Source organism: Pseudomonas fuscovaginae SE-1, assembly GCF_000364705.1.
Taxonomy (GTDB): Bacteria; Pseudomonadota; Gammaproteobacteria; order Pseudomonadales; family Pseudomonadaceae; genus Aquipseudomonas; species Aquipseudomonas fuscovaginae_A.
Genome location: NZ_AQOH01000211.1, coordinates 1 through 16,058, shown reverse-complemented (window position 1 = coordinate 16,058; position 16,058 = coordinate 1). Strand labels below are relative to the sequence as shown.

The window sequence follows — 16,058 nt, the reverse complement described above, 5'->3', positions numbered from 1 at the left end:
CATCTCTTCGAAGTTCGTGGAAGTTTTGCTGAATACACAAATCGGCAACGTGCCCGGCAGAAAAACAAGCCCCCATGTGGTCACCCGCTCAGGATATATCGCAGAGCACGCAAGCGCCGCTCTGCCTCGTGAAAACGTGCAGCCGCAATCCAGTTTCCAGACTGCTGTCGCTCAACACTTATCGCAGTATCGAGGTTTCTCTGACTCGGAACCCTGGCATGTATCGATCCCCCCTCCTTCGGTTGCTCAGCCCTCTGACCCTACTCCCTATGGCTTCTCACTGCCTGGCCGAAACCTGGGTCGTCTCCGACACGGCTCATCCCGTTGAAGTGCCGGCAGGCATCCGGCTGATCCAACTGGATCGTCTTGATCAGTTGGAGGTCAGCCTGTTCGAGAATCTGCCCAAAGATCCTGCACAAGCGCAGGAGGCCTTCGCGCAGATCATGACCGCCGAGAGCGCTACGGCCATCAGCCAAGCCCATCAGGACATTCTCGATGCCTGGGCCCTGAGAGTCGACAAAATCCCCGCAGTCATTGTCGATCAGCAGTACGTGGTGTACGGTGATCCCGATCTGGAGCGTGCGCTGGCGACCATCGACCAGTATCGGATGGCACAGCGATGAGCCGCCGTTCGCCACGCCGATCGATCAAGGCCTGGGTATCGGGGCTGCTCGCCCTTCCCCATTGCACCCTGAGCCTGGCCCTGAATACGGCCACCATCGTCCCCACGGTGTCCTCACCCGATTGCCTGGAGTACCAGGTCGTCGGGGTGTGCTACTGGCTGCGCTGCACCAACTTCGGCTGCAGCGTCAAAACCTCCGCGAAGGTTCGGCATTACGTGCCGGATGCGGTGGTTTCCAGCTACTCCACGACCGGCATGAATCCCTGGACGGAAGTTCGTGCCATGAGCAGCCCGATCTCCGGCGCCCAGGGCGGTGGCAGTGGCACCACTAACAGCACGGGAGAAAACGGTCTCTCGGTGTTCAAGAACGTCGATGTAATCGGCCATCCCGGCATCGTTGCCTTCAATGCCTTTGCCAGTGGGTCGGGCTACACCTGCGAAGGGGCCGGCACGCCCTACACACCCAACTTTCTCAGCACCCTGGACCTGCTCGGCTGGCGTCATGGCATTCCAGAGAGCGTGTTCCCACAGTCGCTGATCCCCGGCCTGCGCGAAATCGGCAGCCGGCTCTCGATGAACCTGTGGGGCAACGTCTACCCTCGCAGTGGGTTCCTGCACCAGCCGGATGACTACAAGGCCTCGGCGGTGATGGCCCAACGCGCGGGCGATATCGTGACCCGCCCTGGGCAGGTGCATGTCTACCGGCCGCTGCTGGCGCCGGCCAAACCCGGTTACTGGCCCGCCGGCGAGTTGCGTGAGTCCGACACCCTGACGGGCAAGTGGCAGCAACTGGCGCCAACAGCCAGTGCATCCTGCTCAACCTTTCCAGAACCGGGCTTTCACCAGCAGGCGCCGGATGGCGCCTATGCCTGGTCGCTCTGGCGCCCCTACAGCTGCTGCAAGCAGGAAGGACAGACCTTTCTGGGCAGTACCGGCGGTCAATGACCTCCGGCACCGGGCAATCGCGCCTCTCATCCCTCTTCGTAATGGAGCCTCTTTCATGACTCGGATGTCATCGTTTTCTCACCCCGGCCCCAGATCCTGTTCACTCTTGATCATGGCACTGGCCAGCCTGCCGCTGTTGGCCTCACCGCCCGAGTTCGGCAGCAGCGGCAGTGCCATGGACGACAACGTGCTGTACCACATCGGTGGCGGCAGCGCCGTGAACATGGGCCGTGCCGGTGACATGCAGAGCATCGGGGTGGGCGTGGGCTGGAACACCAACCTGGTGTGCGCAAAGATGGACCTGAACACCACGCTGCATAATCAGCTCAACGGCCTCACCGACGGTTTCCAGAACATCATGGGTGAGCTGATTCAGAATGCAACGGGGGCTGTCGCCTCGCTGCCGGCGCTGATCATCCAGCGGGCCGACCCGGGTCTGTACAACCTGCTCACCAACGGCATCCTGCAGGCGCGACTGGACTTCGATCGCTCCAAGGCCAACTGCCGCGAGATGGCCGAACGCATGATGAACGTGGCCGGCAACCAGAGCGGTTGGAGCACACTCGCCGAGGGCCAGGCGCTCAAGGAAGCCATGGCCCAGAACCAGGATGCCGTGGCGGTCACCGCCCAGGCCGAGGCGGACAGCGGCAACGCGGGAGTGCCCTGGGTGGGCGGGGAAAAGTCCGGGGGCAAGCAGCAGGACCCCATCAGGGTGGTCAGGGATGTGACCAAGGCCGGCTACAACCTGCTCAATGGTCGCAAGGCCACGGATGACAGTCGTATCGACCCCAAGGCCTGCAACAGCGGCCTGTTGTGCAAGACCTGGAAGTCACCCGATGAAGCCGCCGGATTTGCCAACCGCGTGCTGGGGGAAGACGAGCAGCAAACCTGTGAGAACTGCACCAAGAGCACCGCCACCGCGGGTGTGGGCCTGACGCCGCTGATTCAGGAGGAGTACGAACTTAAGCTCAAGGCGCTGAAGGCATTGATCGACGGTAGCCAGACCACCACGCCGGAAAATCTCGCCGCCGCGGGCAGCAACTCGATGCCCATCACCCGGGGCGTCATCACTGCGCTACGTGACGAACCTGATCAGGAGCTGTTGGCCCAACGCCTGGCTTCGGAAATCGCCGTCACCAGCATTCTGGAGAAAGCCCTGTTGCTGCAGCGCACACTGCTCGCCGGCAAGAAGGAGCCCAATGTGTCCGCGAGCGGCCTCGCCGCCGCGACCATCGACGTCGAGCGCGAGGCCCTGCAGCAGGAAATCGCCAACCTGCTCACCGACCTGGAAATGCGCCGTTCGCTGACCAGCAACTCCCCCACAGCAATCATTGCCCGGCACCAGCAGCGCAAGGACAACTCGCGCTCGATCTTCGAGGGCGATCCGGATGCCGACCGGTTGGAGTCGCTGGAAAAAGCGGCCAAGGGCAATGGCGGCAAGCCGCCGCGCTCCTGAGCTGAATCTGCGCGAACGCTTACCGTATCTGATACCGCACGGCAGCCCCTGGCTTGGGTTCGAAAGCGGGCACCGTGCGCTGCTCAAGCGGCCGGCCCTTGGCATCCCAAATCAAGGTGTCCGATGGGTACTCGTCCTTTCGGGTCATGATGTCGATCTGCTTGGCAATCACCTCCGAACTTGCCGGCACTTCCGGGTTCCATTCGAAGACGCCAACGCTACCGTAGAACACAGCCGGCGCGTCGACATCGAGGCGCCGGTCGGGGCACATGACCAAACCGCGCTCAAGCATGACCCGCAACGCGCCGACAGGCACCGCCTTCACCGTAGGCATGGTGCGCTCGGTGCTGTGGCCCGGGCAGACATTGGCCGCGCGAGTCACCATATCCTCGACCACTTGACGGTCGGATTGGGCCTGCGCCGAAATGGCAACGGCACACAGGGCGAGCACTACAACATTTGACTTCCAAGACATGCGAAACCTCCTATGGAAAAATACCTCAAGGTTGCGGACTCCTCACCTGCAAGAGCAGCCCATTGCCAGAGGCATACCTGAAGACTATCACGGCGGTCAGGCTGTTCCACTTGCCGCCTGATAGGTCTGGCGCTGACTGCGCAGAGCGCCTTTGCCCCCTATGAGACAGGCGGTTCAGGTTAGGGTTCTGTCAGTCGTGACAGACACGACCACCCGTGATCGCCCCCCAACAGCCGCGGCACTGTCATGGCAGCGGCCCATCGAACTGCAAAGAACCATCGATGCGGTCGTGGCTCAGCCGACTCAGTATGGATGGGTGGCTAAAAGTCAGATTTATGCAAACCGGGTGCGATGGCGCTACTCGAAGAAGACGCACCCGGCGATGGCATCATTTGCCGGGACGGCGATAACGCTCGACCACGGGCATCGATCCAGTCGCAGATTGTCTGGTTGATCACCGGGTTCCTGGCAGGGGCATTTCACAACTGACGACTGACTCCATTGACGGTTGGCACCTGGCGAGTACCGACCAGCCAACACCCTTACCCATGAGTGAAATTTTCTAGAAAACCCCGATCGCTTGTTTTGCGCCTGATTGCGGTGAAGGACATTGGCTGCAGACCGAACAGAATCTGGTGACTTTTTATCTTCGACACAGACCGCTATACAGGCCGAAGCAATGCAACGCTTCGTATCAGGCGTTTTCCGAGGACTTAATGAAGTCGATGAAGGCGCGCAATGGCGATGGCAGATAGCGGCGGCCTGGGTAGTAGAGAAAAGGCCCGGAAAAACTCTGCCACCACGACTCCAGTACCGGCTCCAATACACCACTTTCCAGGTGGGGACGTAGCCAGTCCTCGAACAGGTAGATGATGCCCAGCCCGTCGATGGCGGCTTGCACCGCGAGGTCCACAGCACCACCGATGCGCACCAGTAGGGGTCCGCTGGGCTCGACACTGATGGTCTCGCCATTGCGCTCATAGTCCCACGACGGCATCACGCCGCTGGGGAATTTGCCGCGCAGACAGGCATGCTGCAGCAGCTCGCTCGGGTGCAGCGGGCGGCCGCGGGCATTGAGATAGGCCGGTGAAGCCGCTGTTGCAAAGCGCTGCAGACGCGGACCTATGGGCACGGCAATCATGTCCTGTTCCAGGCGTTCGTCGTAACGAATCCCGGCGTCACAGCCCGCCGCCAGCACGTCGACAAAGCTGTCCTCGGCGATCACCTCCAGACGAATGTCGGGATAGGTTTGCAGGAACGGGGTGATGATCGACGGCAGCACCAACCTGGCGGCGCTCAAGGGTACGTTGAGCCTCAACGTTCCGGAAGGTCGATCACGAAAGTCATTGACCACATCAAGTGCGGACTCCACCTCGCCCAGCGCTGGCACAATGCGCTCCATCAACCGCGCCCCAGCCTCGGTGGGCATCACGCTGCGAGTGGTGCGGTTCAGTAGACGAACGCCCAGTCCGGCCTCCATACGTCGCACGGCATCGCTGAGGCTTGAGGCCGACCTGCCGCTGGCTCTCGCCCCTTCGCGAAAACCGCCGGCCTTGACCACCGCCACGAAGGCCAGCAAATCCTGAATATCCGCCGCCACTGTTCTGCCTCCCGTACAACCCGTACCGATTACATCGAATTATCAGCATAGTGGTCAAGACCTATAGTGACCCTCACTCCCCCACTGATTGAGGCAGATTTCATGAGCAATACTCACCGCGCCCGCACGTTCCTACTCGGTGACCGGACCGTTAACCGCCTGGGCTATGGCGCCATGCAGCTAGCAGGCCCGCAAGTGTTCGGCCCACCCAAGGACCGCGCGACGGCACTGGCGGTCCTGCGGGCAGCAGTGACCGCCGGGGTGAACCACATCGACACCGCAGACTTCTATGGCCCCCACATCACCAACCAACTGCTCCGAGAAGCCTTGCATCCCTATTCCGACAACTTGGTGATCGCCACCAAGGTCGGCGCGGTACGCGGCACCGATGCCTCATGGAATCCCGCACACACCCCGGCCGAATTGACCCGTGCGGTACATGAAAACCTGCGTAACCTCGGCGTCGAGGTACTGGATGTGGTGAATTACCGTGCCTGGGGCACGGCGCACGCCCCTGATGAGTCCTCTATCGAAGAAGGCTTCAGCACCCTGGCCGATCTACAACGTCAGGGCCTGATCCGTCACCTGGGCCTGAGCAATGTATCAGCCAAGCAAGTAAAGCAGGCGCAGGACATCGCTCCGGTGGTATGCGTGCAGAACCACTACAACCTCTCCCACCGCAACGACGAAGCACTCATCAGCGAACTGGCGCACCAAGGTATCGCCTACGTACCGTTTTTTCCGCTGGGCGGATTCACGCCACTACAGTCGGCCACCCTGTCCAGCGTCGCGGGACGCCTCGACTCCTCAGCCTTGCGCGTAGCTCTGGCCTGGCTGCTGCAGCGCGCTCCTAACATTCTGCTGATCCCTGGCACGTCATCGGTAGCGCACCTGAAGGAAAACCTGAGCGCCGACGAGCTAAACATCCCGGACGAATTGATGAGAGAACTGGAGGACCTGGCGTAGGACGCCCAAGATAGCGGACTCAGTTGAGCCCCCATGAAATAGCCCAGGGAAACATGGCAGCCTTCTGACTCCTTCAGGTCATTAACGACCATTGATTTTTTACAAGATCGGAAGGCAGGCATCTCTTTCCTTCTAATCGTGCATAGGCGGACTGGATAAAGATGGCGATAATTGCCTCTTGATCCACGATCCCGGTCGCGCCGATGTCCGAACAACCCAACCCAAACCATGCGGAACCCGCCACCACCGCCCCGCCCCGGCGCTTCCGACGGCCACGCTGGCTGGAGTGGCGACAACGCCTGGCGTTTTGGGTCGGCGCTCTGCTTGTGGGCCTGGTGGCGCTGGCCTTCGCCTGGCTGGCGGACCAGTCCTTCGCCCTGTTCAAGCGCATGCTCGGCGTCGCCTCCTGGCTGCCGCTGCTAGTCACCCCGGCGGGCTTTGCCCTCTTGGCCTGGATCACCCAGCGCTGGCTCGTTCAGGCCAAGGGCAGCGGCATTCCACAAGTAATTGCCGCACTGGACTCACCCTCGCGGCGCTTGCGCGCCAGGGTGCTAGCGTTGCCGGTAGCCGCCGTGCGAATGCTCTTCACCCTGGCCGCGCTGCTGGTCGGTGGCTCGGTGGGCCGCGAAGGACCCACGGTGCACGTCGGCGCCGCCGTCATCTACGCCTTCGGTCGGCGTCTGGGCCTGCACGGCAGGCGCACCATCGCAGGACTGATTCTCGCTGGCGCCGCAGCCGGCATCGCTGCCGCATTCAACACCCCGCTGGCGGGTATCGTCTTCGCCATCGAGGAGCTCAGCCGCACCTTCGAACAACGTTTCAGTGGCCTGGTGCTCACAGCGGTTCTAATCGGCGGATCCGTCACCCTCGGCCTGATGGGCCATTACTCGTACTTCGGCGAGATCGGCGGCAGCCTGCCGGCCGGCTGGGGCTGGAGCGAAGTGCCAGCCTGCGCCCTGCTCGGCGGCCTGCTGGGCGGGCTCTACGTCAAACTGGTACTTCCCACCCAGGCCGGTTGGCTTGGCCGCATGTGCCGGCTGCGCGAACGCTTCCCGGTACCCTTCGCCGCAGCCTGCGGCCTGTCGCTGGCACTGCTGGGGCTGGCCTGCGGCAACCATGTGTTTGGCACCGGTTACGAAGAAACCCGCGCTCTGCTCGAAGGCCACCCGATGACCGACCAGAACTTCCTGCTGTGGAAGTTCCTGGCCAACGTGGTGTCCTATCTCTCCGGAATTCCTGGCGGCCTCTTCTCGCCCTCGCTGAGCATAGGCGCGGCCTTCGCACCGCTGCTGTCCTTGCTGCCCAACCTCAACCCACAGACCTGTGCGTTGTTGGGCATGGGCGCCTACCTCGCTGGCGTGACTCGCTCGCCACTGACCGCCTCGGTGATCGTGCTGGAACTCTCCCACAGTCCCGACCTGGTCATCCCCATGCTGGCCGCCACGGTCATGGCCGCCACCATCTCCGGCTGGATCGCCCCGGTCTCGCTGTACCACGCGCTGGCCCGCCAGGTGCTAGACAAAATCGCACCGAACAGCCCCTGATCGGTGCATCGTGATCTCGGTGGTGGTCGATGAACCCATACGCGGCGGCAAATGCCCAGTCCAGTTTATCGAAGAGGCGCTGCAACAAATCCATGCGCTCTACTCCCTGGGCGTGAAAATGAAAAAGCCCCAGCAGGTGCTGAGGCTTGGTGAACTGTAGAAAGCCAAAAGCCCAACTCAGGGTTGGGCTTTGCTCGCGGAAAAAACGCAAAATAATGCGAAATCCATAGGCAGGTACCGCAGGTGTCAACTGGCTATTTTGAGACTTCGCAATCTTCGAACATCGGTATTTTGGCGACGTCGCCATTGCCGGTGCAGACTACCGAAATTTGCGCACCTTTCTTGAGCGATGCGAGAGAGGCCACGTCCGATTTTTCGAATTTGAACTGCGGCCCCAGATACGGGTTAGTGCCCGCAAGTACAAGATACGGTTTCCCGAGGAAATCAGTATTGATATCGGTGATGCGCCCGGTCACCTTCACGCGCTTGCCCTTGTACTGCATATCAGCAGCAACAGTGTTGTCTTCGTAATCTTGGGAGACTTTCGCCGACGTGTAAGCCTTAAGCGGTTCTGCCGGGACCGGCTGCTTAGGAGCCGAACCTTGTGTACTGGATTGGGCCGCCCTTTCCTTGTAGGTGTCGTAACTGGTTTTTGAAATCGAGCCCATGCCAATCAACGAGAAAAGACACAGAGCCATCCAGACGAAGCCGACAATGCGAGCGAAAGTCGAGTGCCCCTTTCTCAGCAGCATCCAGCCAAACAACAAGGGAAAGAAAAGAATTCCAAGCCCTAGAATAAACCCCACTTGCCGCTTTTGCGGAGCCGCCATTGCAACTGCTTCGTTCATTTCGCTCTCCATGGCGATAAAATTTGGCGGTATTCTAAACCACTTATATCAAATTGCCACCACCTTTACCCAAGCCCCAAAAGGCCGGCCTGGCTGATGTTACGCACAAAAACTCAGGCAATAAAAAACCCAGCTCGATGACCGGGTTCTATTCGGCACTCCTCAACACGCGCAGGAATGACAGGATGGAAAAATAATGCAACATGGCGACATGCCGCTACGAGCCGAATGGCATTTACTTGACGTCTAAGCACCTGAGCTGAAAGCGAAAAATGAAGAAGAGCCGATCTTGGTCAGCCCCCCTACCCTGGGTAGTTCTGCCGCGCATGCAACACGCTCACAATCTCGACCCGATCTACGGCGATCCGGTAAACAATCATGTAGAACTATCAACGGCATTCGCCCAAGCTCTGGCCGCTTATTTCAAGAAAAACAAAAAGCCCCGTAGACCAAAGATCAACGGGGCTTTGAATAGTGGAGGCCGAGGTCGGAATCGAACCGGCGTAGATGGATTTGCAATCCACTGCATAACCATTTTGCTACTCGGCCTCAGGGTCGAATCGAGCGCCCTTGCAAGATTGACTTGCCGCAACTCCTTGATTCTTCAGCGATCGCTACGTTGCCGTCCGTGCTGATGGCGCGCATTATGTCCTAGTTACATGACACTGGCAACCCCCTGAATTCTAAATATTTTTTATTTTTTCAGATCAGCCTCACACGTTTACCGCTCAGCCAATTGCACCAGCCGCGCCGCCAGGGCCTTGGCCTGAATCGCCACATCGGTCACCGCCGTGCTCTCCCACCATATCCCCCGCAATGGCGGGCCCATGGCAAACAGCCGGGACGAGGTTTCACCCTCGGCATCCACCACCGCACCACCAGAATCAGCCGCAATCCCCAAGGCCAATGGCCCCGGCCGGATCAACCCACGCGCCAGCAGTCGCTGCGGCAATGGCCGATCGACACGACGCCAGTCGTATTCGATACCGGTGGAGTTGATCAGGCCTACACCGCTGACCGTCACGGTCTGCGCTTCACCCCGTGGCCGGAGGGTGATGCTGACCTGCCCATCGCGCACTTCGCCCAAGCCCTTGAGCGACGCCGCCTCGATGGTCAGCCGCCCTTCCCTGTGCAGGCGCTCCACCAGTTCGGCACTCAACGGCGGCGAGCGGTGGTGGTGGCTCTCCCACCAAGGCCGCACATGCCGTACGAACTGGCGACGCTGAACGTCGGTGGCCTGGCTCCACAGCCGGCCGATATGGGCGCGCACCGTGTCCAACGGTGCTTGCCAGTCGATACCGGCGTCGATCGCCTCGGCACATTGCCGGCGCACTTCGCACAGCAGTTGCAGCGGGCTGCGGATGCCATGGTCGGCAGCCAGGAAATCGACCCAGGTCGGCGGCTGGCGGCGGACATGGGGCAGCAGGCCGTGGCGGGAGAAGACCCGGATCGGCCCACGATGGCCGGCCTGCTCCAGGGAAACCACGGCATCGACCATGGTCAGGCCGGAGCCGATGATCAGGATCGTTCCCTGAGGGTCGAGACGCGACATGGCGGTCACGTCCCAGGGGTCGACAGCAGCGGCGTTGAGGCCGCTGGATTGTTTCTGACGGGTGCGCGCAGCCGGGAACATGCCGGTCGCCAGTACCGCGTGGGCGGCCTGCAGTTGCTGACCGTCGGCCAGCGTCAGGCGTACGCTGTCGCTGTCCGCCTGCAGGTCGACCACCTCACCGTGCACATGCTCGGCCGTCGAGCCCCAGGCGGCACCCTGCTCCCGCGCTTCGGCCAGGCGCTGCTGGACGTAGAGGCCGAAGAGGCCCCGAGGCATGAACAGTTCGCTGACCGGCACGTGTTGCTGGTCCGATTCGGGCCAGCCGCCGTCGGCGATATAGGCCTCGAGCCACTGGGTCAGGTCGTCGGGCTTGTCCGGGTCGACGCTCATGCGTGCCGCGTTGCCGTTCAGGGTGTGGCCCAGCTCCGTGGCGCTGTAGGCCTCGCCACGACCGAGTTCGGCACGTGGCTCGATGACCAGCACCCGACGCCGTCCCGGCAGGCGCAGCAACTGTACCGCCAGCATGGTCCCGCTCAAGCCACCGCCGACGATCGCTATGTCGGCCTGCCCCGCTACCGGCGGGATGGCGTGTGTCGCCTGTCCGCTCAGGATTTCACTCATTCTTCGTTCTCTTGTCAGTGCCTGCCCAGGTAGAAATCCTGCAGGTCGCCCCGGGCCAGCAGCTCGTCCGACGTACCGCTGAGCACCACCCGGCCGGTGTCGAGGACATGGCCGCGGGTGGCGTATTTCAGCGCTACGTTAATGTTTTGTTCGGCAATCAGGAAGCTGACGTTCTGCTCACGGTTGAGCTGGGCGACGATCTCGTAGATCTCTTCCACGATAATAGGCGCCAGGCCCATGGATGGCTCGTCGAGCAAGACCAAAGTCGGCCGGGTCATCAGGGCCCGACCGATGGCGACCATCTGCTGTTCGCCGCCGGAGGTGAGCCCGGCCTGGGTCTTGCGCTTGGTTTTCAGGCGCGGGAACCAGGCGTACAGCCGCTCCAGATCATTCTGCAGTTCGCGCCGGCTCAGGCCGCGAACGAAGCCACCACTGCGCAGATTGTCCTCCACGGTCAGTTGGCCGAACACGTGCCGGCCCTCCAGCACGTGCACCAGGCCATCACGCACGCGCTGGTTGGGCTCCACCGTCAGGCTGTTCAGCCCCTGGAAGTGGATACTGCCACGGGTGACCTGCGCACGCTCGGCCCGCACCAGCCCGGAGATGGCCTTGAGGGTGGTGCTCTTGCCGGCACCGTTGGCCCCGAGCAAGGCGACGATGCCGCCACGCGGCACGCTCAGGGACACGCCGGATACCGCGAGGATGCTGCGGTCGTAGATCACCTCGATGTCATCGACCTGCAACAGCGGCGCCGCGCCCGTTTCAATCGCCGGTTGGCCCATGGTTCATTCGCCTGCCGCGCAGGTGCGCGGGGTCAGGTTCTTTTCCTTGGCGAAGGCCGCCGACTTCTCGTCGATCAAGGGGCGCAGCAGCGTGCGGTCGGCGACGATCCAGTCGCTGACCAGGCTCCAGTGCGCGCCATCCCATTGCTGCACCCGGGCCGAGCCGCCGCCCTCGTGGTCGCTGCAGGACAGCTTGAGGTTCTGCATCAGCCCGTAGAAACCCATGGCCTTGAGCCGTGCGTCGTCGATATCCAGATGCTCCAGGCCCCAACGGCCTTCCTCGCCATGCAGCGGCCGCTTGCCGAACTTGCCCTGGCCGGTGCGAATCGCTTCCACGGCGATGGCGGCGTTCACCAGGCCGGAGTTGTAGTAGACGCTGCCGAAGTTGTTCAGATCCTTGAGGTCGCTCTTGCCCTTGTCGAGTATGTATTGCTTGAGGCGCTTGTGGATTTCGAAGTCGCTGCCCGCCGGGTACGGAGTCAGGGCCAGATAACCCTTGGCTGCGGCGCCGGCCGGCAGCACGTCTTCGCTGGAGCTGGCCCAGATGTCGCCGACGATATGGTCGACCGGGAAGCCGAAGCGCGCGGCGGTCTTGACCGCCACCGGGGTCGAGACGCCCCAGGTGCGCAGGAACACCCAGTCCGGATTGAGCTGACGGACCTGGCGCCATTGCGCCGACTGTTCGTTGCCCGGGTCGGCGACCGGGATCTGGATGTTCTCGAAACCGTACTTCTCGGCCAGCAGCTTCAACGGGCCGAGGGTTTCACGACCGTAGGCCGAGTCGTGGTAGACGGTGGCGATCTTCTTGCCCTTGAGCTTGTCGAAGCCGCCTTCGCGCTGGGCGATGTAGTTCACCAGGGTCGAGGCTTCGCTGTAGAAGGTCAGCATCACCGGGAAGTTGTAGGGGAAGACCTTTCCGTCGGTGGCTTCGGTACGGCCGTAGCCGAGGGTGATCAGCGGGATCTTGTCGACCTCCGCGCGCTCGCTCAGGGCATAGGCCGCCGGCGCGCCGTTGGGCTGGTAGACCGCCACCGGCGCGCCATCCAGGCCGCTCTTGAAGCGCTCGTAGCACTCGATGCCCTTCTCGGCCGTCCATTCGGTCTCGCATTCCCGCCACACCAGCTTGACGCCGTTGATGCCGCCCTCGACCTCGTTGATGTAGTTGAGGTAGTCGATCATCCCCGCCCACACCTGCACGCCGCTGGAGGCGTAGGCGCCGACCCGGTAGGTGGCCAACGGGAAGAACTGCTGGTCCGGCGAGGCCTGGGCCAGTGGCGCCGCCGCGCCCAAAATGGTCAAGGCCAAAGCCGTGGCGGTCAGTGAACGTTTGAAAAGTGCACGCATGGTCGAATCGTTCTCCAGGGATGGCGGGTCGGGAAGTCAGAAGCGCAGCGGCCAGTGGCGCAGCCGGTCGCGGGTATTGCCCAGCAGGCGGATCAGCCCTTCCGGCTCCTTGACCAGGAACAGGATGATCAGCACGCCGAAGATGATTTTCTGCAGGTTCTGCAACTGCCCGGCATCCACCGCGCCGCCCAGCAGGGCCTGGCCGAGATGACTGAGCAGGATCGGCAACAGGCTGATGAAGGCCGCGCCGATGAAGTTGCCGGCGATGCTGCCCATGCCGCCGATAATGATGATGAAGAGGATCTGGAAGGAGCGGTTGATGTCGAAACTGCCGGCGCTGGCGGTGCCCAGGTAGGCGAAAGCCCACAGCGCCCCGGCGATACCGAGGTAGAATGAGCTGAAGGCGAACGCCAGGCGCTTGTAGCGCGCCACCGGGATACCGATCACCGCCGCGGCGGTGTCCATGTCGCGGATCGCCATCCAGTTGCGCCCGGTCTGGCTGTTCACCAGGTTGCGCGCGGTCCAGGTCAGCAGCAGCACCGTCACCAACGTCAGCAGGTAGCGCCCCAGCGGCGTGTTCAGGTCATGGCCGAACAGGCTCAGGCTCGGTGCGGAGATGGTCCCGGAGGAGCCGTAGTTGTAGAACCAGGGAAACTTGACGAACAGCCACTCCAGGAAGAACTGCGCCGCCAGGGTGGTGACCATCAGGTAGAAGCCCTTGATCCGCGAGCTGGGCAGGCCGAACAGCAGCCCCACCAGCGCACTGATCACCCCGCCGCCGAGCAGCGCCAGGGGCAGGCCCAGTTCCGGCAGGCGCAACAGGAAGCCGTAGGTGGCAAAGGCCCCCACTGCCATGAAGCCCGCCGCGCCGACCGAAGTCTGCCCGGCATAGCCGGTCAGCAGGTTGAGCCCCAGGCCCGCCAGGGACAGCACCAGGAACGGAATCAGGATCGCGCTGAGCCAGTAGTCGTTGCCCACCAGCGGGACCACGCCGAAGGCCAGCACCAGCAGGCCGACCAGGGTCCACGGCAGGCGCCGCTGGACCAGCACCCAGGGTGCCGTTTCAGTGATGACAGGAACAGACATGCTTCAGACTCGCTCGATGGCCCGCTCGCCGAACAGGCCGGCCGGGCGTATGTAAAGGAAGACCAGTGCCAGGACATAGGCGAACCAGGGGGTGATGCCGCCGCCGATCAGCGGGCCGATATAAACCTCGGCGAGGTTCTCGGCGGCGCCGACGATCAGCCCGCCGACGATCGCCCCGCCAATCGAGGTGAAGCCGCCGATGATCAGCACCGGCAGCGCCTTGAGCACCACCAGCGACAGCGAGAACTGCACGCCCTGGCGCGCGCCCCAGAGCAGCCCCGCCACCAGGCCGACGACGCCGGCCACGGCCCAGACGATCTGCCAGATGCGGTTGAGGTGGATACCGATGGACAGCGCCGCCTGGGTGTCGTCGGCCACCGCCCGCAACGAGATGCCGATGCGGGTCTTGTTGAACAGCAGCGCCAAAACCACCACCAGCACCACGGCGGTGGCGGCGGCAATCAGATCGAACTGGCTGAGCATCACACCATGGACGAACAGCGGCACATCATCGATGCCCAGGTCCAGCGCCCGCACCTGCGAGCCCATCAGCCCCTGGGCCAGCCCCTCGACGATGAAGGACAGGCCGAGGGTGGCCATGAACAGGGTGATCTGCGAGCGGTTGACCAGCGGCCGCAGCACCAGGCGCTCGATCAGCAGTGCGCCGATCACCATCACCACGACAGTCAGCAGCAGGGCCAGGGCAAACGGCACGCCGTGCTCGTGCAGGCTGACGAAGGTCAGCGCGGCGAACAGCAGCATCGAGCCCTGGGCGAAGTTGAACACGCCGCTGGCCTTGTAGATCAGCACGAAGCCGATGGCGACCAGCGAATACAGGGTGCCGGCGAGCAGCCCGCCGAGCAGGGTTTCCAGGAAGAAGGCCATCAGTGTGCGGCTCCCAGGTAAGCGGCGATCACGTCCGGGTTGGTCTGCACCTCGGCCGGCGTGCCGTCGCCGACCTTGCGCCCGTAGTCGAGCACCACCACGTGGTCGGACAGGCCCATCACCACGCCCATGTCATGTTCGATCAGCACCACGGTGGTGCCGAGGTCGCGGTTGACGTCGGCGATGAACCGGGCCATTTCCTGCTTTTCCTCGGCGTTCATCCCGGCCATCGGCTCATCCAGCAGCAACAGCGTGGGCCCGGCGATCAGCGCCCTGCCCAACTCGACGCGCTTCTGCAGGCCATAGGACAGGTTGCCCACCGGCACCTCGCGCAGGGCCTGCAACGCCAGCAACTGCAGGATGTGCTGGGCCTTGCGCCGAAACGCCTCGGCCTCGCGCCGTGCCCGTGGCAGGCCCAGGGCCTGTTCGAGAAAATGGCTGCGCTGGTAGCGCGACAGGCCGGTGAGCAGGTTGTCGATCACGCTCATCTTTTTGAACAGCGCGTTGTTCTGGAAAGTGCGCCCGATGCCCCGGCGCGCCGCGTCCAGCGGGTCAATACGACGAAAGCGCTGCCGCTCGAAGACGATCTCGCCGCTGTCGAAGCGGTAGACACCGTTCAGCAGGTTGAGCAGCGAACTCTTGCCGGCGCCGTTGGGCCCGATCAGCGCGCAGATCTCGCCACGGCGGACCTCGAATGACAGTTGGTTGATGGCTTTCACGCCCTTGAACGACAGGGATATGTCCCGCACCTGCAAAATCGGCTCGGCCACACTCATGCGCTTTTCCGTCCCGGGGCCTGGAGCCGCCATTGGTTGAAGGTGGCCGGCAGCTTCGCGGGCTGACTCGGCTGCCAGATGTATTGCAGGCGCTGGAACCCCAGCAGCCGGCGCACCCGTTGCTTGAGCAGGCGCGCGATGAGGCGTTCGGGATGGGCCAGCGACCATTCGCACAGGCGGCGACGCCAGGTGCCAGGGGCCGCCAGGCGCTGCTCGATCTCGTCGGCCAGGGTCTGCAGGCGCTCGGGGGAAAGCAGCAGCCCGGAGGGCGCCACCTCGCGGCGATCGCGACTGGCACTGTCGCGGCTCTCGGTGAACGCCAGGCTATGGCCGCTGTTCAGCCACTGGTCAAGCACCACCGCCAGGCCGCCCGGCCAATCGGTCCCCTCCTCGCTCCAGAGTTGCGGCTGCGCCAGCGGCGCCCGCCACAGCACGATCGGGCGCGGTGCCTGGTTGTCACCACAAAGGCTGGCAAAGGCCAGCACGGCCTGGCGCGGCAACCCCGGTAGCCGGCCGGGCAGTTGGTTGGCGATCAGCACGCCGGGAGCGCTGTCCG

At 63.0% G+C, this 16,058-nt stretch carries 15 protein-coding genes, 1 tRNA gene and 1 pseudogene; 6 read left to right on the top strand and 11 right to left on the bottom strand.

The genetic code is table 11. The annotated features are described in order from the left end of the window. Positions 1-218: 218 nt before the first annotated feature. The 3 genes from K675_RS0118970 to K675_RS0118960 are packed head-to-tail and all read left to right on the top strand — an operon-like array spanning position 219 to position 3,023. Positions 219-623, top strand: a complete 405-nt coding sequence (locus K675_RS0118970) for a TIGR03757 family integrating conjugative element protein (protein ID WP_017905066.1) — start codon at positions 219-221, stop codon at positions 621-623. Beyond that, positions 620-1,567 (top strand): TIGR03756 family integrating conjugative element protein, encoded by a 948-nt coding sequence (locus K675_RS0118965; RefSeq protein WP_017905065.1) that lies wholly within the window; start codon positions 620-622, stop codon positions 1,565-1,567. Before K675_RS0118970 ends, K675_RS0118965 begins: the two co-directional genes overlap by 4 nt. 55 nt (positions 1,568-1,622) lie before the next feature. Then, on the top strand, positions 1,623-3,023 hold the full coding sequence (locus K675_RS0118960) for an integrating conjugative element protein (protein WP_080635369.1): 1,401 nt from the start codon (positions 1,623-1,625) through the stop codon (positions 3,021-3,023). A gap of 19 nt (positions 3,024-3,042) precedes the next feature. Here K675_RS0118960 and K675_RS0118955 read toward each other — a convergent pair whose 3' ends face one another. Both K675_RS0118955 and K675_RS0118950 read right to left on the bottom strand, forming a co-directional pair. Further along, entirely contained in the window at positions 3,043-3,498 is a 456-nt protein-coding gene (locus K675_RS0118955; protein WP_017905063.1) for a hypothetical protein, read from the bottom strand. Between the two features lie 694 nt (positions 3,499-4,192). Continuing rightward, a complete protein-coding gene (locus tag K675_RS0118950) occupies positions 4,193-5,098 on the bottom strand; it encodes a LysR family transcriptional regulator (protein ID WP_017905062.1) in 906 nt (301 codons plus the stop codon). A gap of 102 nt (positions 5,099-5,200) precedes the next feature. Here K675_RS0118950 and K675_RS0118945 point away from each other — a divergent pair, with 102 nt between their 5' ends. The 3 genes from K675_RS0118945 to K675_RS33100 all read left to right on the top strand — a co-directional run bounded on the left by K675_RS0118945 (position 5,201) and on the right by K675_RS33100 (position 7,768). Next, positions 5,201-6,064 carry an aldo/keto reductase family oxidoreductase gene (locus tag K675_RS0118945; RefSeq protein WP_017905061.1) on the top strand — a complete coding sequence of 288 codons (864 nt, stop codon included), beginning with the start codon at positions 5,201-5,203 and terminating at the stop codon, positions 6,062-6,064. A 203-nt stretch (positions 6,065-6,267) separates the two neighbouring features. Beyond that, positions 6,268-7,608, top strand: a complete 1,341-nt coding sequence (locus K675_RS0118940) for a chloride channel protein (protein ID WP_017905060.1) — start codon at positions 6,268-6,270, stop codon at positions 7,606-7,608. 10 nt (positions 7,609-7,618) lie between these two features. Further along, the gene (locus tag K675_RS33100; RefSeq protein WP_017905059.1) at positions 7,619-7,768 is read left to right on the top strand and encodes a hypothetical protein; all 150 of its coding nucleotides are present in this window, start codon (positions 7,619-7,621) and stop codon (positions 7,766-7,768) included. Positions 7,769-7,862: 94 nt separating this feature from the next. On the opposite strand, the gene K675_RS30985 is transcribed toward K675_RS33100, so the two are convergent. The 9 genes and pseudogenes from K675_RS30985 to K675_RS0118890 form a co-directional block, all read right to left on the bottom strand. Continuing rightward, positions 7,863-8,456, bottom strand: a complete 594-nt coding sequence (locus tag K675_RS30985; RefSeq protein ID WP_017905058.1) for an OB-fold protein — start codon at positions 8,454-8,456, stop codon at positions 7,863-7,865. Positions 8,457-8,931: 475 nt separating this feature from the next. Then, positions 8,932-9,005 (bottom strand) — tRNA-Cys (locus K675_RS0118925). A gap of 172 nt (positions 9,006-9,177) precedes the next feature. After that, positions 9,178-10,629 (bottom strand): FAD/NAD(P)-binding protein, encoded by a 1,452-nt coding sequence (locus K675_RS0118920; RefSeq protein WP_017905057.1) that lies wholly within the window; start codon positions 10,627-10,629, stop codon positions 9,178-9,180. Between the two features lie 14 nt (positions 10,630-10,643). After that, on the bottom strand, positions 10,644-11,411 hold the full coding sequence (locus K675_RS0118915) for an ABC transporter ATP-binding protein (protein WP_017905056.1): 768 nt from the start codon (positions 11,409-11,411) through the stop codon (positions 10,644-10,646). 3 nt (positions 11,412-11,414) lie between these two features. Further along, complete coding sequence (locus K675_RS0118910) at positions 11,415-12,755, bottom strand: ABC transporter substrate-binding protein (protein WP_017905055.1); 1,341 nt, start codon at positions 12,753-12,755, stop codon at positions 11,415-11,417. A gap of 36 nt (positions 12,756-12,791) precedes the next feature. After that, the gene (locus K675_RS0118905) at positions 12,792-13,841 is read right to left on the bottom strand and encodes a branched-chain amino acid ABC transporter permease (RefSeq protein ID WP_026145338.1); all 1,050 of its coding nucleotides are present in this window, start codon (positions 13,839-13,841) and stop codon (positions 12,792-12,794) included. A gap of 3 nt (positions 13,842-13,844) precedes the next feature. Next, the gene (locus K675_RS0118900) at positions 13,845-14,726 is read right to left on the bottom strand and encodes a branched-chain amino acid ABC transporter permease (protein WP_017905053.1); all 882 of its coding nucleotides are present in this window, start codon (positions 14,724-14,726) and stop codon (positions 13,845-13,847) included. Beyond that, a complete protein-coding gene (locus K675_RS0118895; RefSeq protein WP_017905052.1) occupies positions 14,726-15,502 on the bottom strand; it encodes an ABC transporter ATP-binding protein in 777 nt (258 codons plus the stop codon). Before K675_RS0118895 ends, K675_RS0118900 begins: the two co-directional genes overlap by 1 nt. Beyond that, positions 15,499-16,058, bottom strand: a pseudogene (locus tag K675_RS0118890) (AMP-binding protein); the annotation flags it as partial. The gene K675_RS0118895 and the pseudogene K675_RS0118890, both read right to left, overlap by 4 nt.